The organism is Burkholderia sp. MS455, assembly GCF_016899445.1.
In the GTDB taxonomy this organism is placed as follows: Bacteria; Pseudomonadota; Gammaproteobacteria; order Burkholderiales; family Burkholderiaceae; genus Burkholderia; species Burkholderia pyrrocinia_C.
In genome coordinates, this window is the sequence record NZ_CP041778.1 from 3,138,625 (window position 1) to 3,162,136 (window position 23,512).

Sequence of the window (23,512 nt, forward strand, 5' to 3'; positions counted from 1 at the left end):
GATTCTCCGTGGAATGAATAGGGTCGCCCGCGCTTACGCGGCGGGCAGCACGAGCAGGTGGCGCGGCTCGATCGACACGCAGCGCGCGGGCAGCGCGCGCCCTTCGCCGAGCAGCGCGTCGGTCGCGCCGGCCGGCACGAAGTCGAAGCGCTGCGTCGCGCCGAAATAGCGCACCTCGCCGACCCGGCCGTCGATGCGGTTCGCGACGTGTTCGGGCGGATCGGGCTGCAGGTGTTCCGGCCGGACCAGCACGTCGACCGTGTCGCCCGGCCGATGCGCGCCCGTATCCGCGCACAGCGTGGTGAACCGCACGTCAACCGCGCCGTGCGCGAGCACGCGGCCGCGCAGCAGCGTCGAATGGCCGACGAAGCGGGCGACCTGCGCGGTCGCCGGACGCTCGTACAGGTCGCGCGGGGTGCCGGCCTGCAGCACGCGTCCGCCGTCGACGATCGCCACGCGATCGGCCATGCTGAGCGCCTCGTCCTGGTCGTGCGTGACGAGCAGCGTCGTCGCGCCGCACGCGCGCTGCAGCGCGCGGATCTCGTCGCGCAACTGGTGGCGAATGCCGGCATCGAGCGCCGCGAGCGGCTCGTCGAGCAGCAGCAGCTTCGGTTCGATCACGAGCGCGCGGGCCAGCGCGACGCGCTGCTGCTGGCCACCGGACAACAGCGCCGTACTGCGGTCGGCCTGCGCCGCGAGGCCGACGCGTTCGAGCATCTCGAGCGCGCGGCGGCGGCGCAGTGCCGCCGTCATGCCGCGCATCTTCAGGCCATAGCCGACGTTGTCGACGACCGACAGGTTCGGAAACAGCGCGTAGTGCTGGAACACCATCCCGATCTCGCGCTGCCACACCGGCACGCCGGCCATGTCGCGGCCGACGATCGCGATACGGCCGCGGTAGCCGTCGAGCAGCCCGGCGGCGAGGCGCAGCAGCGTCGATTTGCCGGAGCCGCTGCGGCCCATCACGGCGAGCAGTTCGCCCTGGGCCGCGGACAGCGTGACCGCGTCGACGCCGTGACGGGCGCCCGGATACTGAAAGCTGACGTTTTCGAAATCGAGACTCATGACGGTTTCACTTCAGGCGTTGCACGGTGAAGACGGATGCGAGCGTCGCGAGCACGGCGAGGACGAGCAGCACGACGGTCGCCGCACAGGCCATCCCCGACGCGCCGTAAAACGCCTGCAGCAGCACGATCGGATAGTTGCGATAGCGGAAGCCCGCGATCAGGTTCGAGATCTGGAATTCGCCGATCGACAGCGCGGCGACCATCACAAGGCCGGAAAACAGGCTGTGCCGCAGGTTCGGCACCACGATCGTGAAGAACTGCCGCAGCGGCGTCGCGCCGAGCGTTGCCGCACACGCCTCGAGATGAGCGAGGCCCAGATGGCGCAGGTCGCTCAGCAGTGTCTGCAGCAGATACGGCAGCGTCAGCACCGCGTGCGCGGCGATCATCAGCGGCAGCGTGCCGAGCCACGGCAGCGCATCGCCGCTGAAGATCGCGATGTAGCCGAACCCGAGCGTCAGCGCCGGCACCGCGATCGGCATCAGCATCACGACGCGCGCCGCGAAGCCGCGGCCGGCCAGTGCGCGGTGATGCAGCGCATACGCGAGCGGCAGCGCCAGCACGGCATTGGTCGCACAGCAGGCGAGCGCAACGACGAGGCTCACGCCGAATGCGCGGGTAAAGCTGCGATTCGCGGCCAGATCCGCGAACCAGTGCGACGTGACGCCGGACGGCAGCAGCGTGTTCGTCCACGACTGGCCGACCGAGCCGATCAGCAGCAGCGCGATCGGCAACGCGAGGTACAGCGCGAAGGCCGCGACGAATGCCTGCAGCAGCAGGCGTCCCGCCAACGCGCGCGGCCGTTTGTTACGACGAATCGGAATAGCTTCGGCTAGGGCCGGAGCGGATGGCGGATGCATGGCGAAACTCGCTGACGGACACGGAATGGGTCACGCAACGCCCGCCGGACAGGACCGACATGCATTGTCGTGACGGACGCAGTGTGCGGATCCGACATGGCATCGTCATGAAAAAAACGTACAACGCCCGCATCGATCTGTGCGCGCAAGGAATAGTTCGCCGTGAAGCACCTGTTTCCCAATATCGCGGAGCTGCACGCGTTCGCGAGTTCCGTGAAGTACCTGAACTTCTCGTATGCGGCCCGCGAGCTCGGCCTGACGCCGAGCGCGGTCAGCCGGCAGATCGCGAATCTCGAAACGCTGTTCGGCGTCAAGCTGTTCGTGCGCGAGGGGCGCAATCTCGCGCTCACGCGGGCCGGACAGGTCTATCACGCGCGCGTGATCGGCCCGCTGCGAGAGATCGGCAACGCGTCGATCGAATTGCTGAGCGCGCGCGAGAACAGCGATCTGCTGACGATCGCGAGCGTGCCGACCTTCACGACGAAGTGGCTGGTGCCGCGGCTCGCGCGCTTTCTGGCCTGCGCGCCGGGCGTCACGCTGAGTTTTCGCCGCCATCTGGCTCACGGCGACGTGTTTCCGTTCGGACTCGACGCGGCGATCCGCTATGGCGACGGCGCATGGGAAGGCGTCCGCTGCGATTACCTGGACGGCAGGACGTTCGTGCCGGTCTGTTCCCGTGAATTCGCGGCGCGGCATGCGCTGCGCACGCCGGCCGACGCGGTATCCGCGCCGCGGCTCGTACACGAGCAGGCGGAGATCGCATGGTCCATGTGGGCGGAACGCCATCGCGCGGCACACATGAACGCGCTGTCGGGGCCGCGCTTCGAACAGTATTCGGTGCTGATCCAGGCCGCGCAGGCCGGGCTCGGGCTCGCGCTCGTGCCGCGTTTCCTGATCGTCGACAATCTCGCGACCGGCGCGCTCGTCGAACCGTTCGACGCCCCCGTCGACGTCGACGCGCAAGGGCACTACCTGTGCTACGCGCCGGAGCGCCTGGAGACGAGCGCCGCGTTGCGGCGCTTCAGGGAATGGATGCTCGACGAATGCGCGAACGGATGAGCCTGTCCGGCCATGCCGGACAGGCTCGGATGGCACGGGGCCGGGCAAGCCCGGGCGGCATGGCGGCGCCGGTAGCGCGGCGCCGCGCCGCCCGTCACGCTCAACGCCCGATACCGAGCCCCGGCAGCACGCGCGTGTTCTCGGCCACGACCGCATGCAGCAGGCGCGGGTCGGCGCCGAGCAGCTCGAGGATCGTCGGCGCGACCTGCTTCGTGCCGACGAGATCGTTCACGGTGCGCGCGCGATGGATGCCCGGATACGATACGAGCAGGCCGAGGTGGCTGTCGTCCGGTGCGTTGCCGCCGTGCTCCTCGTCCTTCTTCGTGCTCGACGTGTAGATCACGCCCGGATTCGGCTGGACGATGATGTCCGGCGTACGGCCGTTGGCCGGATCGCCGAAGCGGTCGGCGAGCGCCGCGCCGTACAGGATGTAGGCCTGCGAACCGTCCGCGCAGATCCCCGGCGCGTTGCAGCCAAGATTCGCCTTCAGCGTCTGCACGACGGCCGTGCGCTGGCTGCGGTCGCGCAGCCAGATCAGGCCGACGTCGTCGGTCTGCACGAAGCCCGTGCCGACCAGGCCCGACCCGTCGTTCAGATTGCCCGTCGTCGTGTTGTTCTGGCCGAAGTTGCCGTTCGGGTCGAGGTAGTTGTTCGCTTCGAGCAGCTTCGACAGCGTATCGCCGTTCTTCACGAGCTTCGTGTGGTCGGTCGGCGACTGGCCGTGCTTCGCCGTCACGATCACGGCGGTCGACGTGTACAGGTTGGCCTGCTTCAGCGCCGCGACGACATGACCGATCGAGTTGTCGACATACGTGATCGCGTTCGCGACCTGACCGTTCGGCGTGAAGTCCGCGTCGAGATACCCGCCGCCCTTCGCGACCGGCGACTTCTGCGCGACGCTCAGCGTCTGGAAGTTCGCGCCGAACAGCGTCGGCACCGGCGCGCTCTTCGTGCCCGTCGAATCGCGGCCTTCGATCTGGTTGATCAGCGCCTGCACGTGCAGGTTGTCGAAGCGCGCGGTGTGCGAGTAGACGTCCGTGTACTCCGTGTTCGTCGCCGGGTCGATCGAATTGATCTCGGTGCGCATCAGGTCGTCGACGCCGGTGCCCGACGGGCCGTTCAGCCAGTCGTAGCCCCACGCATGCTTGTCGGCCCACGCGGTATGCGCATTCGGCACGCCGGCCTTCACGGCCTCGAACACCGTATTGGTCTTCAGGTAGTTGTGCGGATAGACCGGCACGCACTGGCCGCCCACGCGCGCATGCGGGATCGCCTGCGGGTTGAACGCGCCGCCGCCGTCGAGGTGCACGAGCTTGCCGCCGTTGATCGCGTCGATGCCGGTCGTTTCGTCGAACACGACGTTCCAGCCCTGCTTGCCCGAGCACGTCGTGTCGCTCGGCGCATACAGGTTGCGGTCGTACGACACGTCGTAGAACAGGCCGGCCGTCTTCGGCGAACCGCCCGTCACGAGCGCCGCGAGGCCCGGGAACGAATCCGACAGGCCCGGCGTGTACGCATTCGTGTACGTCACGCCGCTCTTGGCAAGCACCGCGATGTTCGGACACGTGTTCGCGCCGATGCAGCGCGCGAGATCCTGCTCGTGCAGGCCGTCGACGCTGATCAGCAGCACGTGCTTCACGACGCGGCGCGCATGGCCGCCGTTCTCGCCCTGACTGTTGCCGTCCTGCTGCGCCGCGTACGCGCCCATGCTTGCGAGCGCCAGCGCGCCCGCCACCATCGCGGCCATCTTCCGCTGCTTACCGAAGAACGAAATCATCACCCCACCTCATCGATTGATGTTGAACTGCGTGACTTGCCATCAGGCGCGCAAAATATCGCCGGATCGTGCGGCGGTCGGATGAAGCGGGGCTTTCTGTTCTCTGTCAAACGTAACCAAACGCAAGCGACATGACGCGGTCGCAATGCGGTCCGCTCCGTGCGTCGGCGTGCGCGGCCGGATTTTTTTTCGGCTTGGCCCGCGACTATTGGCGTGTGATAAAGGGTTTTCCCTGACCCGGAGCACGACTATGTCGACCCTGGAAGCTCTCCGGTTCGTGCTGGACGATGCACGCACCCCCGAAATCATTCGCCATCACGTCGTCGACGCGCTGCAGTACGCGCTGCGCAACTACGGACAGGTATTCACCGCGAAGGAAGTCGAATGGCTGACGCAGTGGGACGACGCGCGTCTGCCGCTGGCCGCGAGGAAGGAACTGGACAAGCGCGAACCGGCAATCGTCGCGCGCTGAAAAAAAGCCGCCGCGCCCGGCTTGTGCGGACGCGGCGGCAGCGGATGAAGCGACGGCTTACTGGAGCCCGAAGTCGACGCGGGTCGTCGCGCCCTTGTCCTCGATGCCCTTCGCATCGAGCTTCGGTGCAACGACGAACACGCGGCTCGAATCGATCTTTCCTTCGAGGTACTGGCGCACGGCCTGCGCGCGCTGCTGCGCGAGCGCACGCAGCGCGTTGTCGTCGGCCGGTGCGTGATCGGCCAGCGCCTGCTTCATGTCCGCATCGGGCAGCGTCTTCTGCAGGCCGACCAGGTTGCGCGGCTTCTTGAAATCGGCGGCCTTGTACGCGCGCGTCAGGTATTTGGAATATTCGGCCGGGTCGACCTTCACCGACATCGGATCGATGCTCTCGCCCTGGCCGACCACGTCCCTCAGCTTCTGCTGGCGAACCAGCCGGTCAACGTACGCGTCGCGCAGCCCCGGCGTGTCCTTCGCCGGATCGACGCGGCCGATCAGGTCGAGGCGGATCGACGGCTTCTCGGTCAGCATCTTCACGACGGTGTCGAGCTTCTGCTGCTGCGCATCGGTCAGCGCGTACGTGCCCGGCGCGAACTCGACGTAGCCTAGATCCTCGCCGCCGCCGCCGAATGCATTCGCGAGCAGCGTGAACGGCGACGTGACGGCCTTCGCGATCAGGTTCAGCACCGCGTGCCAGATCAGCCCGCCGATGCTGAACTCCGGATTCGACAGCGAACCCGACACCGGCAGGTTCACGTCGATCTGGCCGCGCGTGTTCTTCAGCAGCGAGATCGCGAGCTTCACCGGCAGCTTCGTCGCCGTGTCGTTTTCGACGTGGTCGCCGAACGTGAGCTGGTCGATGAAGATGTGGTTGTTCGCCGTCAACTGGTCGTTCGCGAGCTGGTAGTGCAGGTCGACGTTGAGCTTGCCCTTCGTGATCGGATAGCCGGCGTACTTCGCCGAATACGGCGTCAGGTTGGTCAGCTCGATGTCGTGCGCGGTCGCCGTGAGGTCCAGCGCGGGTTTCTCGATCAGCGGGTTCACCGAGCCCTTGATCGAGATCGGTCCGTTGCCCGCGAGGTTCGCGGCGACATCGACCGGCGCGGACGTCGTCGAATCCGTGCCGAACGCGCCGACCGTGCCCTTGATCGCGATCAGGTTCGCCGTGTAGTTCGGCTTGATGAAGTTGTCGGTGTACGTGACGCGGCCGTCCTGCAGCACGAGCTGACCGAAGTGCATCCGCACCGGGTGCTGCGGCGGCTGCGCGGCCTTCACGACCGCCGGCGCGGACGCGGCCGATGCAGCCTGGGCCACGGCCGGCGCCGACGCGGCCTGCGGCGACAGCGGCACCGGCTCGCCCTTGCTTGCGTCGCGCGTCAGCGACTGCGCGGGGCCCGACTCCTTCGCGACGACGTCCTTCAGGTTCAGGCGCCCCTGCGCGTCGAGCAGCACGCGGCCGTAGAAGTTCGAGAACGTCACGCGCGCGGCGTCGACGTCGGTGCCCTTCTCGTCGTAGTTCGCCTTCAGGTTCGACAGCGCGAGCGAGCGCCAGCCCGCGAACGGGTCGGACGTCGCCTTGTCGAGCATCCGCACGTCGACGAGCGCGACGTCGCCGCGATAGGTGGCGCGCGGCGTGTCCTTCACCTGCGCGAACGTCAGGTTGCCCTGCGCGTTGAGCAGCGCGCTCGCGATCGTCGCGTTCAGCACGCTGCCGAAATACGGCTCGAACGCAGCCGCGTCGAGGCGGTTGCCGTCGATCTTCAGGCCGAGCTTCAGCGGCTGCGCGGTCACGTCGCCCGCGACGTTCAGCGAGCCCTTGCGGTTCAGCGTCGCCTTCAGTTGCACCGGCAGCGGCTTGGTCATGTCGTCGCTGAGTTTTTGCACCGACAGTTCCAGCGGCTTGATCGCCAGCTTCACCGGACGCGGCGTCGACAGGTCGGTGAAGTTCGCGGACGAATCCTTCACGTTCAGCGCGTCGATCCGGTAATGCCACGACGGCGCGGCGGCCTCGGCCTTGCGCGCGACCGTGCGCTGCGGCACCGATGCCTGCGCGGGTTCGGCCAGCGCCGCGAGGTCGATCTTGCCGTCCTTCAGGCGCTTCACGTCGAGCGCGAGCCCGCTCGCGTCGACGCTCGCGATCTCCGCGGTGCGCGCGGCGACGTCGACCTTCGTGATCTTCGCGCTCGCGTCGGGCAGCACGATCGCGGGCGCCTTCGTGTCGGGCGTCGCGATCTTCAGCGATTTCAGGCTGACCGTGCTGTCAGCGACCTGCGCGGCGAGCGGCGTCTTGCCCCAGTCGGCCTGTGCGTTGACGGTCGCGCCGAGCGTGCCGTCGAGCACGCGCGCGCGCGTCGCCTCACCGAGGTACGGCTGCAGCGCCGGCAGCGCGAGCGCGGCGACCGTCAGCTTCGTGCCGGCCTGCTTCGCCGCGAGATTGAATGCGCCTTCGGCCGTCACGTCGCCGCCGCGCGACAGCGACGTCGACAGCGTGTACTTCGCGGGCGTCTTGCCCAACAGCGAGAAGCCGTCGAGCGTCGCGGCGAGCTTCGTCAGCGACAGCGCGGTCGGCGTCGCCGGCACGCGGTCGTCGACGTTGAGCGTGCCGCCGTCGATCGCGAAATGACGGATCGTCAGGTCGAGCGGCGGCGCCTCCTTCGCGGCAGCGGTGGTTTCTGCCTTCGCGCCGCTGGCTGCTGCGGCGGCGATGCCGGAAGCGGCTGCGGCCCCCGACGCCGCCGGCTTGCCGGCTTCGGCCTTCGGTGCGGCGCCCGGTTGCGCTGCGAGCTTCTCGACGTTCAGCACGCCCTGCTTGTCGCGCGACAGGTCGACCACCGGCTGGTCGATCCGGATCTCGTCGAAGTGCATCGCATTGCGCAGCGGCTCGAGGCTGGCCGCCGCGACGTGCACGCCGCGCGCGGCGAACAGCGGCGCCGACGCGTGGTCCGTCACCTTCGCGTCGTTCAGGTCGACGGTGCCCGATACACGCAGCGCGGACTTCTCGCCGCTCATCACGAAATTGACCGTGAGGTTGCTGCTCAGCAAGCCGCTCGTCACGGCCACCGGCAGCTTCGCCGGCACGTACGAGATCAGCTTCGGCACGTCGAGACGGTCGAACTTCAGCGCGATCTCCGACTCGCGCGACTGCGCGAACGGCTTGGTCCTGCCGTCGATCGCGATCGGGCTGCCGTCGAAACGCAAACGCAGCTTCGGCTCGACGAAGATGTCGGTCTTCGACGCCAGCGTCGCGATATACGGAATGCCGAGCGTCCAGTTGTCGACGACGTGTTTTTCGTTCAGCAGGCGATCGTCGAAGTCGATCCGGCCGTCGTTCACCTGGATGTTCGACACCGAGAACTGCGTCGGCTTGCTTTCGGGTTTGGACGGCGTCGAGAACTTCTCGATCAGGTCGGTGAAGTTGAAGCGCTGCGCGTCGTAGCGGACGACGTGAAAGCGCGGCGAATCGACGCGGATTTCGTTGACGATCGGCGCGCCGCGGAACAGCGACGACCACGACGGCCTCACGACGAGCTTGCCGATGTCGATGAAGTCGCCCTGGCCGCCGCGCTCGCCCAGGCGGATGCCGTCGGCTTCGAGATTCAGCGTGTACGGGTTCAGCGCGATGCGCTGGATCGTGGCAGGCCGGTCGAGCTGCTTGCTCAGCTGCTGTTCGGCGACATGGCGGATCAGCGGCGGCGCCGCGAAGAACCCGAGCAGTCCGAATAAAACGAGGAAGATCAGTACGCCGATGCCGATACGCCGGGTCCGGCGCGAGCGTGCAACGCCGCCGAGGGCATGGAGGGTCGAGGATACGGTTTCTTTGTCTGCGCTTGCCATGCTTGAATATCTTCGGGAATGGATGCCGGGCCGCACCGGAAAACCGGGCGGCCGCGCACGCTATCCCGAAAGTATAGGCTCAGAAGGGGACGGTACGGAGGTCGGGCGCCGCCGCGCCCGCGGGGCGGACAACGGCGCCGCTCAACCGTTCATTTCCGGACGACGACGGGCGGCATCCACGAGCCGTCGCTTGCCTGCGGCTTCGGCGCGTACAGGCGCAACGCGAGCGCGAAATCGGTGCGCGGCGCCGGCAGCCAGTTGCCCGCATACGCGCCGCCCGGCGATGCCGACACGACGATGTCGATCGAGCCGTCATGGTTGCGGCGCAGCCGGTCGCGATCGCCGAGCGAGCGGCGCGCCGCGCCGAGGTCGGGCGGCGCGCCGTTCGTCGTGTAGGGCGTGAGCGTCCAGAACGCGCGCGCCGGCGGCAGCGCGCCCGGCGCGAAATGCAGCACGTAGCGGTTCGCGCCGTTCAGCGCATGGCCGTCGCTGTCCACGCGGACGATCGCGAGCGTTTCGTCGTCGCGCGTCGCGGTGCCGAACTGCGTGTAGGCCGCGTATGCGCGCAGCGCGTAATCCTGGCCGTACTTGCCGGCCGTGTCGCCGATCCAGCTCCAGCCGTTCGCGTTCAGCAGGTTCGACGGCGGCGTCGCGAGCCGCGCGCGCGCCTCGGCGACACCCGCCGTCGCGGCCGCGAGGCGGTCGCCCGTCCACAGCACCGGGTAGCCGGCCGACACGCCGATGTCGCCGAGCAATTCCTGCGCGTGCGCGTCGTCGGCCGGCGGAGGGTTGTCCTGCAGCGCCTGCGCGAAGCGCGCGAAGAACGCCTTCGGGTCAAGCGCGGCCACCTGCTCGGCCGGCGTGCCGCCGCCCACCGCTTCGGACGGCGCGCTGCCCGCATGGACCGCGACCGACGCGCCGCGCGCGGCGCCTGTGTAAACGGACAGCGGCACCACGCGGATCGCACGCTGCAACTTCTTCACGTTCGTGAGATCGCGCCCGCCGCTCGTCTGCAGCCGCACTTCGAGCCACGCATTGCCCGACGGCACGTCGACGCGCCGCACGCCCTTCGGCAGCGTGCCCTGCCAGTCCTTCGCGGCAAAGGCAATCGTTTGCGATCGTGCGCCGCCGCGGGCCCCGCGTGCCGGCACGCTCGACGACGACCACAGCACGTTCGTCCACATGTCGAGCGCGCGCGCGTCCCAGTAGCGGCCGCGCGTGTCGGGCAGCGTGACGATCACGGGTTCGGCGGCGACGTCGAGCCAGCCGGTCGAGTCGAGCGTGTCGACGCCCGGCAGCGGCGGATTGACCGCGCCGACCGGCGGCAGCGCCTGCGCGTGGCGCAGCGTGTTGAGCGGCGCCTGCCCCGGCTGCGCGCCGTCGCCGCCCGTCGCCGCTTCCTTCGCGACGTCCATCAGCACGAGCGGATACGCATAGACATAGGAGTCGGCGACTTCCGCACGCATCCAGCCGGTTTTCCGCTGGATCGCATCGGGTTGCGACGCGCATCCCGCAAGCAACGCCGCCATGACCAGCGACGCGCACACGCGCCGCGGAGAAACGGATTCTCGTAGGTTTTCAATCATCGATTACTGGCCGAATATCGTTCTTTTCAGTCAACGCCTTGTTCGACTCGCGAACGGCGAACGCAAGGCACGTCAGCTTGCCCGCATGACCGTCTCGCTACGGTGGGCGCTGGTATCAGGCCGGTATCATAGCGCCTAAGGGCATCCCCCAATATGCCGAATAGAGGACAAAACGGTAGTCGGACTGTCGACGAATTCGAAACATTTCGCGGGATTCGCCCAAAAACGGAGGTATCGAAGCGACGCCGACACGTGCTGGAACGATCCCGAGGCAGAGCGGCCCGCGGTCCGGATTGACAAATGGTGTCACTATTGACACCATTTGCTATGGCAAGCGAATGGAAGATCCTCGAACAAATGAGGCGCGAGCCCGCGAATGTGCGATTCAACGATCTGTTCAAGGTCTGCGAGGCACACTTCGGAGCGGCCCGCCAATCCGGTTCAAGCCATGCCATTTTCAAGACACCGTGGCAAGGCGATCCACGAGTGAATATCCAGAATGATCGCGGGAAAGCGAAGGCGTATCAGGTGCGGCAGGTTCTCGACGCGATCGATCGACTGAAGGAACAGAAATCATGACCCAAGACCACTTTACGTACCGCGTAACGTGGTCCCCGGAGGACGGGGAGCACGTCGGCCTCTGCGCGGAGTTCCCGTCTCTTTCATGGCTCGATGAAACGCCGGAAGGCGCGCTGGCCGGCATTCGCCGGCTCGTCGCCGAGGTCGTGCGCGACATGACCGCGAACGGGGAGAAGGTGCCCGAGCCGATCGCCGACCGAACCTACAGCGGTGAATTCAAAGTTCGCATCCCTCCGCAGGCGCATCGCGCGCTGGTGATCCAGGCCGCCGAACAAGGCGTCAGCCTGAATCGTCTCGCGAGCGCCAAGCTCTGCGCGTGACCGCGCAATCGAGCGCAAAGGCATGACCCGTCCGGCTGCCCGCCTGGAAGTCGGGCGTCGGCTTTTTCCGGGCCGGAACAACCGGTGTGCATCGACGGCGTCGCCATCCCTTGACCTTCCCATCATGGGAATGTTGATACTGGAATCATTCGCGGCACGAACCGCGCTTTTGGGGAATCCGACATGACTGAACCACTTGCCTCCGCCGCGCTGCAAACGATCGAACTGAGCGTCGACGGCATGCACTGCGGCGGCTGCACGGGCCGCGTGCAGCGCGCGCTGGCCGCCGTGCCGGGCGTTGTCGATGCGGCGGTCGATCTCGACGCGCATACGGCGACGGTGATCGCGCAGGAATCGGTCGAACCCGGCCGGCTCGTCGACGCGGTCGGTGAGGCCGGCTATCGCGCGGCCGTGCGTGAAGCGGTGCGTGAAGCGGCGGTCGAAGCCGTCGCGACCGCGCCTGCGGCGCATGCGCTGCGCGACGAAACGCCGCCGGTAACGGCGGCGCTTCCTGAAGCCGCGGCCACGATCGAACTCGATATCGACGGGATGACCTGCGCGTCATGCGTGTCGCGCGTCGAGAAGGCACTGGCGAAGGTGTCCGGCGTTACACGCGCGTCGGTCAACCTGGCGACCGAGCGCGCCACGGTCGACGCCGCGGCCGACGTTTCCGCCGCGCGGCTCGTCGAAGCCGTCAAACAGGCCGGCTATGGCGCGACGCCGGTCGCCGGCGCCGCCGCCATCGCCGTCCGGCCGGCAGAATCCGCCGCCGCCTCCGATCTCGAACTCGACATCGGCGGCATGACCTGCGCATCCTGCGCCGGCCGCGTCGAAAAGGCGCTGGCCGCCGTGCCGGGCGTCGCACGCGCATCGGTCAACCTTGCAACCGAGCGCGCGACGGTGCACGGCACCGGCGCACTCGACACCGCCACGCTGATCGCGGCGGTCACGACGGCCGGCTACCGCGCATCGCTCGCCGCCGTGCCGTCAGCCGGTGCAACGTCCGGCGCAGACGCGCAATCGGCCAGCCCCGCGCAGGATCCCGACGCCCGCAAGCGCCGCGAGGCGGTTCGCGAACGCAACCTCGTGATCTGGTCGGCGGTGCTGAGCGCGCCGCTCGTCGCGCCGATGCTCGTCGCGCCGTTCGGCATCGACCTGATGCTGCCCGGCTGGCTCCAGCTCGCGCTCGCGTCGATCGTGCAGTTCGGCTTCGGCGCGCGCTTCTACCGCGCGGCCTGGCATGCGGTGAAGGCGCGCGCCGGCAACATGGACCTGCTCGTCGCGCTCGGCACGTCGGCCGCGTACGGGCTGAGCCTGTGGATGCTGCTGCGCGATCCCGCACATCCCGGCCACCTGTATTTCGAGGCGTCGGCCGTCATCGTCACGCTCGTGCGCTTCGGCAAATGGCTCGAATCGCGCGCGAAGCGCCAGACCACGGAGGCGATCCGCGCACTGAACGCGCTGCGTCCCGATCGGGCGCGCGTCGTCGAGCACGGCGTCGAACGCGACGTGCCGCTGTCGCAAGTGCGCGTCGGCACGAACGTCAGCATCCGCCCCGGCGAACGCGTGCCGGTCGACGGCCGGATCGTGACGGGCCGCTCGCATATCTACGAATCGCTGATCACCGGCGAAAGCCTGCCGGTGCCGAAGGACGACGGCGACGCCGTCACGGCCGGCTCGATCAACGGCGAAGGCGCGCTCGTCGTCGAAACCACCGCGATCGGCGCGGAAACGACGCTCGCGCGCATCATCCGCCTCGTCGAATCCGCGCAGGCCGAGAAGGCGCCGATCCAGCGGCTCGTCGATCGTGTCAGCGAAGTGTTCGTACCGGCGATCCTCGGCATTGCGCTGCTGACGCTGGTCGGCTGGCTGATCGCTGGCGCCGGGACGGAAACCGCGGTCCTCAACGCGGTCGCGGTGCTCGTCATCGCGTGCCCGTGCGCGCTCGGCCTCGCGACGCCCGCCGCGATCATGGCCGGCACGGGCGTCGCGGCACGGCACGGCGTGCTGATCAAGGACGCGCAGGCGCTCGAACTCGCGCAGCGCGCCACCGTGATCGCGTTCGACAAGACCGGCACGCTGACCGAAGGCAAGCCGTCCGTGACGGCATTCGAAGCTGTCGGTATGCCGCGCAACGAAGCGCTCGCACTCGCGGCGGCGGTGCAGCGCCAGAGCGACCATCCGCTCGCTCGCGCCGTGGTCGCCGCGCACGATGCGGACGTGTCCGCGCGCGATGCTGCAGCGCCGTCGGCCGTGGCAGCCGATGCGCGCGCGGTGGCCGGACGCGGCGTGGAAGCACGCGTCGGCGGACAGTTGCTCGCGCTCGGCAGCACGCGCTGGCGCAACGAGCTCGGCCTGGTAGTGCCGCCCGCGCTCGACGCGCGCGCGGCGGAGCTCGAACGCGCGGGCAACACGATCTCGTGGCTGATGCGCGCCGATGCGCCGCGCGCGCTGCTCGCGCTGATCGCGTTCGGCGACACCGTGAAACCGGGCGCCCGCGACGCGATCGCGGCGCTGTCGGCGCGCGGCGTCGCGAGCGTGCTCGTGACGGGCGACAACCGCGGCAGCGCGGCGGCCGTCGCGGCGGCGCTCGGCATCGGCGAAGTGCATGCGCAGGTGCTGCCCGACGACAAGGCGCGCGTCGTCGCCGAACTGAAGCGCACGCACGGCGGGATCGTCGCGATGGTCGGCGACGGGATCAACGATGCGCCCGCGCTCGCCGCGGCCGATGTCGGCATCGCGATGGCGACCGGCACCGACGTCGCGATGCACACGGCCGGCATCACGCTGATGCGCGGCGATCCGGCGCTCGTCGCCGACGCGATCGACATCTCCAAACGCACGTACCGGAAGATCCAGCAGAACCTGTTCTGGGCGTTCGTCTACAACCTGGTCGGCGTGCCGCTCGCGGCGCTCGGCTTGCTGAATCCGGTGATCGCGGGCGCGGCGATGGCGTTTTCCAGCGTCAGCGTCGTGACCAACGCGCTGCTGCTGCGGAGATGGAAAGGGCGCGCGCGCTGAGGCGTGCCGGTGAACTAGCCGAATGGGCGTTCGGCGAACAGGAAGGATCGGGAGGGTGGTTTGCGTCGGCCGTCAGCGGCGTGTGCGGAATCGATCGCACGTGACGACGCAGCGCCCACCAGCGGATTCAGCCCGGGATGACCGGCTTGATCAACGTCGTCGTGATCGGCACGAAGCCGCACGCACGATACAGCGCGCGGGCCGCCGTATTGTGATTGAACACCGACAGCCCGATCTCGGTGATGCCGTACCGGCGCGCCTCGGCGTCGAGCGCATCGAGCGCGCGCGTGGCCCAGCCCTGGCGGCGCCGGGACGCGACGATGTCGAGGTCGTAGATGAACAGCGTGCGGTTCGGCCCTTCGGGCACGATCGCGTACCAGAGATCGCCCACCGCGTCGCCGCTGGCGCCGTCGATGAGCACGACGAGTGTCTGGCCGGATGTCCGCAGGCCGTCCGGCAGCAGCATGTCGAAACAGGCGCGCGCACGCTCGGCCGCGTCTTCGACGGCATTCTGTCCGGATGAAACGAGATCGCGCGCGTAGCCGTCGATGGCTCGCGTGCGGTACGCGTGGAATTCGCCGGCCGTCATCGGCCGCATCTGCAGCATGGCCCGGTCGCCGTGAAGGGAATCGGACTTCCAGTGTAGCGGGACGGTCGCGCCGGCGCGCGGGGCAGCGGCGGAAAACAAGCGGGCAGGTGTAGCGGGCGCCGCGCCGAATCAGCGAATCAGCGAATCAGCGAATCAGCGAATCAGCGAATCAGCGAATCAGCGAATCAGCGAATCAGCGACGATACAGGACGATCGGCACGAGATGCGCACGGCGCACGCGCTCGGCTTCGGCACGACGCGCAGCGTACGAGTAATCGGCGTCGAGCGGCAGGTGCGGCGACACGAACAGGTCGTCGATCTTTTGCAGCAGGGCAAGGATGAAGCTCATGTGAGACTCCTGACAGTTGTGTCTAGGGTTTTCCCTTAGACGGACTCCATTCTAAGGGTTTTCCCTGAATTCTGCCAGTACACCGCATCAGTTTGCCGCACGCGCGCCGCCGCCGATCACGGGTGCGGAACGACGATCCTTGCCCCGTCGGGCTTCCAGGATAGGGTCGGAACGATCAGCGCGTGCGACGGGCACGCTTCGCGACGGCCGCGTCGCGGTTCGCATTGCGCTGAAGCCGGTCGACCTGCGACAGGAGTGCTTCGTGGTGCTCCTCGAGCGTCATCAGCGTCGCCTGCTGCGTCGACAGGTCGGCCGCCAGGCGATCGATCCGCTGCTGCCCGGTGGCCGCGTCCTGCTTCAGGTGCGCGATCTGCCGCGTTTGCAGCATCAGCGCGACGAGCCCCGCCAGCACGACGACGGCCAGCGCCAGCAACAGGCGGTTGACGCGGCGCATCTCGCGATCGGCCGCGCGCGTCAAACCGTCCACGTCGGCCTGCAGCGCGGCGAGCCGGTCGGTCAGCGGGCGCAGGTGCGTGTCAGGATCGAAGGCCGGCGCGGCCGGCTGCGTGCGTTCCGACGACGGCTTCGTCACGAAGGACGCGGCGGAAGCGACAGGCTGCGTGACCGGCGACGGCGAGGTGTTGGTCGGGGCAGCGTCACGGGTGTTCGCGGCGTTCGCTGGCTCGACCGGTTGTGCCGGTGTCTGCGGCTCGACCGTCGAAACGGCGTCCGCCCCCGGGTTCGATCCGGTCGCGTCCGGCGCCTTGCCGACGCTCGTCGCAACCGGCGCGGATTGCACCGACGTCGCGTCGCTTGCGCCGGCAGCCGCCCGGCGTTTGCCGCCCGACGACGAGCGGCGCTCCTTCACTACCTCACCGGAAGAGCGCCCTTCGCGGGATTTGACGGTCGCGACGCCGACCGCCGCTTCGATAGCAGCTTTCGCAACTTCGTCATCAGCCGCTTGTCGATCGGCCATCTTCGCCACAGCGCCATTTGCCGCTTGCGGCTCGGCTACCGCCACCGTGCCGCCATCGGCCTCACGCACATCGGCTGCCTTCGCTGCAACGCCATCGGCCGCAAGTATCTCGACCGCCTTCATCGCAACGCCATCGGCCGCAGTCACACCGTCCGCTTTCACAGCATCGCCGCATTCAGGCGCCGAAACACCGTCAACCGCCAGCGCGACTTCCGGCTTCACAGCGCCTTCTGCGTCCGCATGCCCCGCCGCACTCGCGGCCTCCGGCGCGCTGAACCCATCCAGCGACGCCTGCCGCCCGGCGGCGGCATCGTCTGCGGCACCGGCCGCCGCTTCGGCTTCCGCAACCGCTTCGTCGCGTGCCGTGACGGGCACCCGCTCGCCCGGCTCGAGCACCGGGTCGCCAAACAGGTCGAGCGTCAGTTCGTCCCGCGACGCATCGCCGACCGGCGCGCTGCCGGGCCGCGACGTCGCCCTCGCGGACGTGCTGCCCGCGGCAGCCGCCGAGCGCTGGCGGGAACGGGCCGACGAACGATTGGAACGGGAACGGGAGCGAGGCGTGGAAACGGATTCGGTCATGGAGATCGGATTGCGGGGCCCGCGAGCGCGGAACCGGAAGTCGAACGGAATCGGTGGCCGGCCATTGTCGCACGCCCCGCAACCGATTCAGCCTATTCGTCACCCGACAACCCGTTCGCTTCTTCGAAACGCGTGACGCCCGGCAGCGCGCGCAGCTTGCTGCAGATCGCCTGGTATTCGAGTTCCGACACCCGCGCGAGCGCGATGCGCACTTCGTCGTGCTCGCCCGTGTCGTCGGCACGCTGCAAGATGAACTGCTTCACGCGCGCGCTGTCGGGGCCGAGCGCCGCGTGCAGCGAATCGAACGTCAGCGCGCCGCTCACGACCGTCAGCTCAAGCTGGCGCCGCTGGCGCACCGTGAAATAGCGCCGCTCCAGCGGCTTGATGCCGGCCAGGATGATCAGGATGATGATCGTCGCCGAAATCGACGCGACATAGAGCCCGCCGCCCACCGCGAGGCCGATCGCGGCGACCGACCACAGGCTCGCTGCCGTCGTCAGCCCGCGCACGATCTCGCCGCGCAGCAGGATCGAGCCCGCGCCGAGGAAGCCGATGCCCGACACGACCTGCGCGGCGATCCGCGACGGATCGAGTACGATGTGCTCGCTGCTGCCGAGCACGTCGGCGAAACCGAATGCCGACACGATCATGATCAGCGTCGAGCCGACGCACACGAGCATGTGCGTGCGCAGGCCGGCCGCCCACGACAGGCGCTCGCGCTCGAAGCCGATGACGCTGCCGAGCGCCGCCGCGAGAACGAGCCGCATCACGAGTTCCAGGTTGCTGAGCATCCGATTTATCTCCTTTTTTTGTGCCGGCCGCGCGGAATGTTTTATCCTTGGCCCCGGCCGCGCCGATCCGGGCCGCGCCGACACGTTCAGATCCAAGCGCTCAACCCCGTCATGTCCGTTTCCGACTCCGCTTCCGCCCAGGCCGCCCAGCTGCGCCACCATTTCGCGCACGTCGTCTTGCCGATCTGGCGGGATTCCGGGTTCGACCACACGTTGCGGCTGCCGTTCGAGGCCGTCGATCCGGCCGCTCACGCGCCGCTGCCCGTCACCCGTTATCGCGCAATGGCCTGCGCGCGGCAACTGTTCGTGTTCGCGCAGGCCGGCGACACAGCACACGCGGCCACGCTGTTCGACGCGCTGTGCAGCCGCTTCCGCGACGCGCGCCACGGCGGCTGGATCTACAGCGTCGACGCGCAGGGCGCGCCGCTCGATACCACCAAGGATCTCTATACGCACGCGTTCATCGTGTTCGCGTGCGCCGCATGGCATGCGGCGTCGGGCGACGCCGCCGCGCGCGCGGTGGCCGAAGAAACCGCCGCGCTGATCCAGGACCGCTTCGCACCGCGCCATGGCGACGCGCTGCTCGATGCGGCGCGCCACGCCGATTTCTCGTCATCCGGCAGCGGCGCGCTGCAGAATCCGCTGATGCATCTGACCGAAGCGTGGCTCGCAGCCGCCGACGCGTTCGGCGACGCGGCGTTCGACGATGCGCTCGCACGCACCGCGCAGGCCGTCGAGCGCACGTTCGTCGACGCGGCGACCGGCTGCGTCGCCGAGCTGCCGCTCGGGGCGGCCGACAACCGTTTCGAGCCCGGCCATCAGTTCGAATGGTTCTATCTGGTCGATGCGGCCGGAGCACGGCTCGCGCAGACCGGGCTCCCCGCGGCACTGTCGCGCGCGTTCACGTTCGCGGAGCAATACGGCGTCGATGCGCAGACGGGCGGCGTCTGCGCGGCGCTCGACGCGCAAGGCGCGTGCATCGACGGCACGCAGCGGATCTGGGCGCAGACCGAGTACCTGCGCGCGCTCGTGACGCACGGCGGCACGCCGGCCTCAGTGCCACTCGCGCAGCAGATCGGGCGTTTCGCCGCGCGCTTCCTGCATCCGCGCGGCTGGTTCGAGTGCAAGACGGCGGACGGGCAGGTGTCGCGCGCCGACATGCCGTCGACGACGCCCTACCATCTCGCGACCGCCTACGCGGCGCTGCCGGCCGGTTCGTAACCCGCGTCGGCGAACGACCGCGCCGCGCGTTCGCCGCGGGCGGCGCGCGCGTCGCCGAGTTCGAACACCGACACCGCCTGCATCAGGTGCGCGGTCTGGTCGTTCAGCGACGCGGCCGCCGCCGCGACTTGCTCCACCAGCGCCGCGTTCTGCTGCGTCAGTTGATCCATCTGCGTGACGGCCTGGTTCACCTGCTCGATCCCGACGCTCTGCTCGACCGACGCGGCCGTGATCTCGGACATCGTCTGCACGACGCGCGTGATCGATGCCGACACCGTCCGCATCGCATCGCCGGCGCGCTCGACGAGTTCCGCGCCGCCGTTGATCTGCGCGACCGAATCCTCGATCAGCGCCTTGATCTCCTTCGCCGATTGCGCGCTGCGCTGCGCGAGCGAGCGCACTTCGCCCGCGACGACCGCGAAACCGCGCCCCTGTTCGCCGGCCCGCGCGGCCTCGACCGCCGCGTTCAGCGCGAGGATGTTGGTCTGGAACGCGATGCCGTCGATCACCGAGATGATCTCCGCGATCCGCCCCGAGCTCTGCGCGATGCCGCGCATCCGGTCGATCACGCTGTCGACCACGCCGCCGCCGTGGCTCGTCGCTTCGAGCGCCGCGTCGGCCAGCGCGCTGGCCGCGCGTGCGCTGTCGGTGTTCTGCCGGACGGTCGCGGTCAATTCCTCCATGCTCGCGGCCGTTTCCTCGAGCGACGCGGCCTGCGTGCCCGTGCGCGCCGACAGGTCGGCGTTGCCGCCCGCGATCTCGCCCGCGCCGAGGTGGATCGCATCGGACGCGTGGCGCACCGTGCGCACGGTGCCCGCGATGCTCGTCTGCATCGCGGCGAGGCCGCGCAGCATCCGGTCGATCTCGAACACGCCGCCCGCCCGCACGGCTTCGTCGAGCCGGCCCTGCGCGATCCGCTCGAAATGGCGACTGGCCTCGTCCAGCGGCGCGACGACCGCGCGCCGCGCGGCTGCGTAGATCGCCGCGCTCGCCGCGAGCATCGCCACCAGCAGCGCGATGCCGACCGACTTGAACCAGAGCATGCCCCCGTCGATCGTGTCGAGCGCCGTGCGGCTCGATGCGCTGCCGTATTCGGCGAAGCGATGCAGTTCGGCGATGTAGGCATCCTGGATACCTTGCGTCGGCTGGTCGAGGAAGGCCTGGATGTTGTCGGCGTCGAGGAACTGCACGAGTTCGCCAAGCGCGCCGCGCAGCGCGCGATAGCGCTCGGCGAGCGCCGCGACGCGCGCGCGGTTCGTGTCGTCGACCGGCTGCGCGGCCGTCAGCGCGGCGAACGCCTTGTCCGCGTCGGCAAGCGAAGCGCCGGCGTGGCGGATGATGTCCTCCGGCTTCGGGCCGCCGCGCACCATCCGCGTGCCGGCGCGTGACAGGTTGATGCGCGCGTCGAGCAGGTGCTCGGTCGCCTGGTTGGCCGCGTTGACCTGCGCGATCGCGACGTTCGACAGATCGTCGACGCCGCTGCGCGTCGACGCGAGCGCCCGGAAACCGAGCGCTTCGATCGCGAACAGGAAGAGGCAAAACACGGTCAACACGCCGAGCAGACCCGACGCGAGCTTGATTTTTCCGAACATGGGGAGATTCCTGGAGAGCGGACGATGAGGCAATGCCCCGGCATTAGCGGCATTTCTTCGTCGGACTTTAGGAGCAGCCGTTCAGGTGCGGCCGGCGAGGTGCGGCCAGCAACACGGGCCCGTGACGTGCGTCGCTCGCGCATTCCCGCCGAATCGCCCGCAAACAAGGACAACTCCCGCGTTCGACGCAATAATCGCGTCACATCGCGCCGGAAATTGCAGGAAACGCGGACGAATTTCCTTGCTTATCCGCTGCCCCCTTCCTAGAGTTCAGCGCAAGCGGGCACTCATTTCGAGGAAAGTCGATGACCGACATCACGGACCACGCGCGCGGCGCATTGCGTGCGCAACCGTTCAGCATGCTGCTGGGTACGGAGCTGATGCATATCGGCGACAACGAGGTGTCGCTGTGCCTGCACGTGCGCGATGAACTGCGGCAGCAGCACGGTTTCGTGCACGGCGGCGTCATCAGCTATCTCGCCGACAACGCGCTGACGTTCGCCGGCGCGCTCGTGCTCGGCCCGCGCGTGATCACGGCCGAATACAAGATCAACTACCTGCGGCCGGCCGTGAACGGCACGCTCGTCGCCCGCGCGAAGCTCGTCTACGCAGGGCGGCACCAGGCGACCTGCCAGTGTCATGTGTTCGTCATCGACGGCGATCACGAGCGGCTCGTCGCGATCGCGCAAGGCACGATCAACCGCGTCGGCGACGGCAAGGTGCCGGATATGCCGGAGGAAACGGCCTGAAGAAACCGCCTGAAAACGGCCCGAGCGGCCGCCATCCGATGCCGCACAACGGCACGCCTCCGCGCCGCTAGCCCGCATCGTCCCCCGTCAGCGGCAGGAAACGCGGCGCCACGCGCGCCCGCACGTTGCCGTTCTCGTCGGTCCGATAGATCCCGCGCGCCGCGTTGTGCGGATGCGCCACCGCGTCGGCCACGCTCAATACCGGCGCAAAACATGCGTCGGTGCCTTCGAGCAGCGCGCGCCAGTGTGCGGACGGCTGCTGCGCGAACACGTCGGCGAACCGCACCTTCAGCGCGGGCCAGCGCGCGCGGTCGTACTGCGACGCCGGATCGACGTCGGTCAGCCCGAGCCGCTCGACCAGCAGCGCATAGAACGGCGGCTCGAGCGCGCCGATCGTCACGCATTCGCCGTCCGCGCAGCGATACACGTCGTAGAACGGCGCGTCGTGGAAGAGGCTCGGCTGCGCGCCGTCGAGTTGCCCGTTCGCACGCGCCCACAGCGCGAGCGAGCCGAGCATCGACACGATGTCGACGATCGCGCCGTCGACCACGCGCCCCGGCCCGCCGCCGCGCACGTCGAACAGCGCGCAGACGATCCCGAACGCGAGCCCGAGCGCGCCGCCCGCATCGCCGACGACGGTCGGCGGCAAACCCGGCCTGCCGTCGTTCGGTGCCGACAGCGACAGCAGCCCCGTCAGCGCGACATAGTTCAGGTCGTGCCCGGCCGCGGCCGCGAGCGGGCCGTGCTGGCCCCAGCCGGTCATCCGCCCGTACACGAGCTTCGGGTTGCCGCGTGCGCAATCTTCGGGCCCGAGGCCGAGCCGCTCCATCACGCCGGGCCGCAGCCCTTCGATCAGTGCATCCGCCTGCGCGATCAGTTCGAGCGCGGCAGCGCGGCCGGTCGGCGCCTTCAGGTCGAGCTCGACGATCGTCTTGCCTTCGCGCAGCAGGTCGCCGTCGCGGCCCCGCAGCGCGTCCGGCGCACTCGTGCGGCCGGACGGGCGCGCGATCAGCGTGATCCGCGCGCCCATCCCGGCAAGCATCCAGCCCGCGAGCGGGCCGGGGCCGAGACCTTCGAATTCGACGATGTGGATGCCGGCAAGCGGCGCGTTCAATGGCATTGCGACCTCGCTGAAATGCGACCGGGACAAGGGCAAGGAAACGCATCGATTCTATGCGAATGCGTGCGACGGGCGCGGCACGAACGATGACCGGGCCGACACACGGGATCGACGTCCCGGCCGCATCGCCATCGCTCGCCGTCAGGCACCGGCACTTGCCCGATGCCACAACGCCCGGCGCGCGGGCCAGCCTCGCGCGGCTAGCCGGCCGCCTCGTCCGCGCGCTCGGCCAGCACCTCCCGCATCGCCCGCACGATCGCGTCGCGGTGCGCGTCGATCCGCTCGACAGGCCCGGCCACGCCCATCGCCAGCGGCAGGCCGTTCAAGCCGTCCGCGATCACCATCGAGATCATCGCGGCGCCCTGCGTCACCGTATGCGCTGAATACGAGTAGCCGCGCCGGCGCGCCTGTTCGACCTTGTCGAGCACGACATCCTCGTCGATCGTCCTGCCCGACTGCCCGAGCCGGCGGATGCTGCGCGCCACGAGCCGGCGGATCGTGTTGTCCGGCTGGATGCTCAGCAGCGCCCAGCCTAGGCTCGACATGCAGATCTCGCGGCGCGTGCCGATCGGCGCATAGAACTGGATCGGAATCCTATGGGAGCCCGCGATCGCGTCGATGTACTGCACATACAGATCGCTCTGCACCGCGATCACGACCGCCTCGTGCGTGCGGGCGGCCAGCCGCTTCGCGACGGCGTGCCAGTGCCGCCGGCTGCCTGCCGCCGAATCGACGAGCGCTTCGCCGAGATTGACGAGCCGCGCGGTGGGCGCATAGGCATGCGTCTCGTCGTCGTACGCGAGATAGCCGAGCGCTTTCATGCTGGTCAGCAGCGCCGCAGCGCTCGACCCCGGATAGCCGCAGCGCGTGGCGATCTCCCGCACGCTCAGCGGCCGCTGCAATGTGCTGAAGAGTTCCAGCACCTCGAACACGCGCGCCGCGCTCTTGACCACGTTTCCGCTCATCCCGCCCTC

At 68.8% G+C, this 23,512-nt stretch carries 19 protein-coding genes; 7 read left to right on the forward strand and 12 right to left on the reverse strand.

Annotated features, from left to right (window positions below):
* Positions 1-33 precede the first annotated feature (33 nt).
* Positions 34-1,065 carry an ABC transporter ATP-binding protein gene (locus tag FPJ27_RS18445; protein ID WP_204422066.1) on the reverse strand — a complete coding sequence of 344 codons (1,032 nt, stop codon included), beginning with the start codon at positions 1,063-1,065 and terminating at the stop codon, positions 34-36.
* 7 nt (positions 1,066-1,072) lie between these two features.
* Entirely contained in the window at positions 1,073-1,924 is an 852-nt protein-coding gene (locus FPJ27_RS18450) for an ABC transporter permease subunit (RefSeq protein ID WP_204422067.1), read from the reverse strand.
* Positions 1,925-2,086: 162 nt separating this feature from the next.
* Between FPJ27_RS18450 and FPJ27_RS18455 the strand changes: the two genes are divergently transcribed.
* The gene (locus FPJ27_RS18455) at positions 2,087-2,983 is read left to right on the forward strand and encodes a LysR family transcriptional regulator (RefSeq protein WP_204422068.1); all 897 of its coding nucleotides are present in this window, start codon (positions 2,087-2,089) and stop codon (positions 2,981-2,983) included.
* A gap of 100 nt (positions 2,984-3,083) precedes the next feature.
* On the opposite strand, the gene FPJ27_RS18460 is transcribed toward FPJ27_RS18455, so the two are convergent.
* Positions 3,084-4,760, reverse strand: a complete 1,677-nt coding sequence (locus tag FPJ27_RS18460) for an alkaline phosphatase family protein (RefSeq protein ID WP_204422069.1) — start codon at positions 4,758-4,760, stop codon at positions 3,084-3,086.
* 250 nt (positions 4,761-5,010) lie between these two features.
* Between FPJ27_RS18460 and FPJ27_RS18465 the strand changes: the two genes are divergently transcribed.
* A complete protein-coding gene (locus FPJ27_RS18465; protein ID WP_034181647.1) occupies positions 5,011-5,232 on the forward strand; it encodes a hypothetical protein in 222 nt (73 codons plus the stop codon).
* A gap of 57 nt (positions 5,233-5,289) precedes the next feature.
* Here the strand turns inward: FPJ27_RS18465 and FPJ27_RS18470 are convergent, their stop codons facing one another.
* A complete protein-coding gene (locus FPJ27_RS18470; RefSeq protein WP_204422070.1) occupies positions 5,290-9,066 on the reverse strand; it encodes a DUF748 domain-containing protein in 3,777 nt (1,258 codons plus the stop codon).
* A gap of 149 nt (positions 9,067-9,215) precedes the next feature.
* On the reverse strand, positions 9,216-10,652 hold the full coding sequence (locus FPJ27_RS18475; RefSeq protein WP_204422071.1) for a DUF1254 domain-containing protein: 1,437 nt from the start codon (positions 10,650-10,652) through the stop codon (positions 9,216-9,218).
* 300 nt (positions 10,653-10,952) lie between these two features.
* Between FPJ27_RS18475 and FPJ27_RS18480 the strand changes: the two genes are divergently transcribed.
* The 3 genes from FPJ27_RS18480 to FPJ27_RS18490 all read left to right on the forward strand — a co-directional run bounded on the left by FPJ27_RS18480 (position 10,953) and on the right by FPJ27_RS18490 (position 14,572).
* Positions 10,953-11,231, forward strand: coding sequence for a toxin HicA (locus FPJ27_RS18480; RefSeq protein ID WP_204422072.1), 279 nt, complete (start codon positions 10,953-10,955; stop codon positions 11,229-11,231).
* Positions 11,228-11,551, forward strand: a complete 324-nt coding sequence (locus FPJ27_RS18485) for a toxin-antitoxin system HicB family antitoxin (protein ID WP_072440106.1) — start codon at positions 11,228-11,230, stop codon at positions 11,549-11,551. The genes FPJ27_RS18480 and FPJ27_RS18485 overlap by 4 nt, the downstream gene beginning before the upstream one ends.
* 183 nt (positions 11,552-11,734) lie before the next feature.
* Positions 11,735-14,572: a heavy metal translocating P-type ATPase gene (locus FPJ27_RS18490; RefSeq protein ID WP_204422073.1), complete on the forward strand. Its 2,838-nt coding sequence runs from the start codon at positions 11,735-11,737 to the stop codon at positions 14,570-14,572.
* A 127-nt stretch (positions 14,573-14,699) separates the two neighbouring features.
* Here the strand turns inward: FPJ27_RS18490 and FPJ27_RS18495 are convergent, their stop codons facing one another.
* The 4 genes from FPJ27_RS18495 to FPJ27_RS18510 form a co-directional block, all read right to left on the reverse strand.
* Positions 14,700-15,179 (reverse strand): GNAT family N-acetyltransferase, encoded by a 480-nt coding sequence (locus FPJ27_RS18495; RefSeq protein WP_072440102.1) that lies wholly within the window; start codon positions 15,177-15,179, stop codon positions 14,700-14,702.
* Between the two features lie 175 nt (positions 15,180-15,354).
* Positions 15,355-15,510: a hypothetical protein gene (locus FPJ27_RS18500; RefSeq protein WP_174382494.1), complete on the reverse strand. Its 156-nt coding sequence runs from the start codon at positions 15,508-15,510 to the stop codon at positions 15,355-15,357.
* A 175-nt stretch (positions 15,511-15,685) separates the two neighbouring features.
* Positions 15,686-17,065, reverse strand: a complete 1,380-nt coding sequence (locus FPJ27_RS18505; protein ID WP_204422074.1) for a flagellar hook-length control protein FliK — start codon at positions 17,063-17,065, stop codon at positions 15,686-15,688.
* Positions 17,066-17,157: 92 nt separating this feature from the next.
* Positions 17,158-17,856 carry an MgtC/SapB family protein gene (locus FPJ27_RS18510; RefSeq protein ID WP_204422075.1) on the reverse strand — a complete coding sequence of 233 codons (699 nt, stop codon included), beginning with the start codon at positions 17,854-17,856 and terminating at the stop codon, positions 17,158-17,160.
* Positions 17,857-17,967: 111 nt separating this feature from the next.
* Between FPJ27_RS18510 and FPJ27_RS18515 the strand changes: the two genes are divergently transcribed.
* Positions 17,968-19,077, forward strand: a complete 1,110-nt coding sequence (locus FPJ27_RS18515) for an AGE family epimerase/isomerase (protein WP_204422076.1) — start codon at positions 17,968-17,970, stop codon at positions 19,075-19,077.
* Here the strand turns inward: FPJ27_RS18515 and FPJ27_RS18520 are convergent.
* Positions 19,050-20,669 carry a methyl-accepting chemotaxis protein gene (locus tag FPJ27_RS18520; RefSeq protein ID WP_204422077.1) on the reverse strand — a complete coding sequence of 540 codons (1,620 nt, stop codon included), beginning with the start codon at positions 20,667-20,669 and terminating at the stop codon, positions 19,050-19,052. The genes FPJ27_RS18515 and FPJ27_RS18520 overlap by 28 nt on opposite strands.
* Positions 20,670-20,974: 305 nt before the next feature.
* Between FPJ27_RS18520 and FPJ27_RS18525 the strand changes: the two genes are divergently transcribed.
* A complete protein-coding gene (locus FPJ27_RS18525; RefSeq protein WP_047902232.1) occupies positions 20,975-21,418 on the forward strand; it encodes a PaaI family thioesterase in 444 nt (147 codons plus the stop codon).
* A 67-nt stretch (positions 21,419-21,485) separates the two neighbouring features.
* Here FPJ27_RS18525 and FPJ27_RS18530 read toward each other — a convergent pair whose 3' ends face one another.
* Entirely contained in the window at positions 21,486-22,538 is a 1,053-nt protein-coding gene (locus FPJ27_RS18530; RefSeq protein WP_204422078.1) for a CaiB/BaiF CoA-transferase family protein, read from the reverse strand.
* Between the two features lie 200 nt (positions 22,539-22,738).
* The gene (locus FPJ27_RS18535; protein ID WP_204422079.1) at positions 22,739-23,503 is read right to left on the reverse strand and encodes a helix-turn-helix domain-containing protein; all 765 of its coding nucleotides are present in this window, start codon (positions 23,501-23,503) and stop codon (positions 22,739-22,741) included.
* Between the last annotated feature and the right edge of the window lie 9 nt (positions 23,504-23,512).

Coding starts and splice junctions, on each gene's coding strand:
- FPJ27_RS18460 (WP_204422069.1), bottom strand. CDS start 4,760: ATGATTTCGTTCTTCGGTAAGCAGCGGAAGATGGCCGCGATGGTGGCG.
- FPJ27_RS18535 (WP_204422079.1), bottom strand. CDS start 23,503: ATGAGCGGAAACGTGGTCAAGAGCGCGGCGCGCGTGTTCGAGGTGCTG.
- FPJ27_RS18515 (WP_204422076.1), top strand. CDS start 17,968: ATGTCCGTTTCCGACTCCGCTTCCGCCCAGGCCGCCCAGCTGCGCCAC.
- FPJ27_RS18510 (WP_204422075.1), bottom strand. CDS start 17,856: ATGCTCAGCAACCTGGAACTCGTGATGCGGCTCGTTCTCGCGGCGGCG.
- FPJ27_RS18500 (WP_174382494.1), bottom strand. CDS start 15,510: ATGAGCTTCATCCTTGCCCTGCTGCAAAAGATCGACGACCTGTTCGTG.
- FPJ27_RS18520 (WP_204422077.1), bottom strand. CDS start 20,669: ATGTTCGGAAAAATCAAGCTCGCGTCGGGTCTGCTCGGCGTGTTGACC.
- FPJ27_RS18490 (WP_204422073.1), top strand. CDS start 11,735: ATGACTGAACCACTTGCCTCCGCCGCGCTGCAAACGATCGAACTGAGC.
- FPJ27_RS18450 (WP_204422067.1), bottom strand. CDS start 1,924: ATGCATCCGCCATCCGCTCCGGCCCTAGCCGAAGCTATTCCGATTCGT.
- FPJ27_RS18445 (WP_204422066.1), bottom strand. CDS start 1,065: ATGAGTCTCGATTTCGAAAACGTCAGCTTTCAGTATCCGGGCGCCCGT.
- FPJ27_RS18480 (WP_204422072.1), top strand. CDS start 10,953: ATGGTGTCACTATTGACACCATTTGCTATGGCAAGCGAATGGAAGATC.
- FPJ27_RS18530 (WP_204422078.1), bottom strand. CDS start 22,538: ATGCCATTGAACGCGCCGCTTGCCGGCATCCACATCGTCGAATTCGAA.
- FPJ27_RS18495 (WP_072440102.1), bottom strand. CDS start 15,179: ATGCTGCAGATGCGGCCGATGACGGCCGGCGAATTCCACGCGTACCGC.
- FPJ27_RS18525 (WP_047902232.1), top strand. CDS start 20,975: ATGACCGACATCACGGACCACGCGCGCGGCGCATTGCGTGCGCAACCG.
- FPJ27_RS18465 (WP_034181647.1), top strand. CDS start 5,011: ATGTCGACCCTGGAAGCTCTCCGGTTCGTGCTGGACGATGCACGCACC.
- FPJ27_RS18505 (WP_204422074.1), bottom strand. CDS start 17,065: ATGACCGAATCCGTTTCCACGCCTCGCTCCCGTTCCCGTTCCAATCGT.
- FPJ27_RS18470 (WP_204422070.1), bottom strand. CDS start 9,066: ATGGCAAGCGCAGACAAAGAAACCGTATCCTCGACCCTCCATGCCCTC.
- FPJ27_RS18485 (WP_072440106.1), top strand. CDS start 11,228: ATGACCCAAGACCACTTTACGTACCGCGTAACGTGGTCCCCGGAGGAC.
- FPJ27_RS18475 (WP_204422071.1), bottom strand. CDS start 10,652: ATGATTGAAAACCTACGAGAATCCGTTTCTCCGCGGCGCGTGTGCGCG.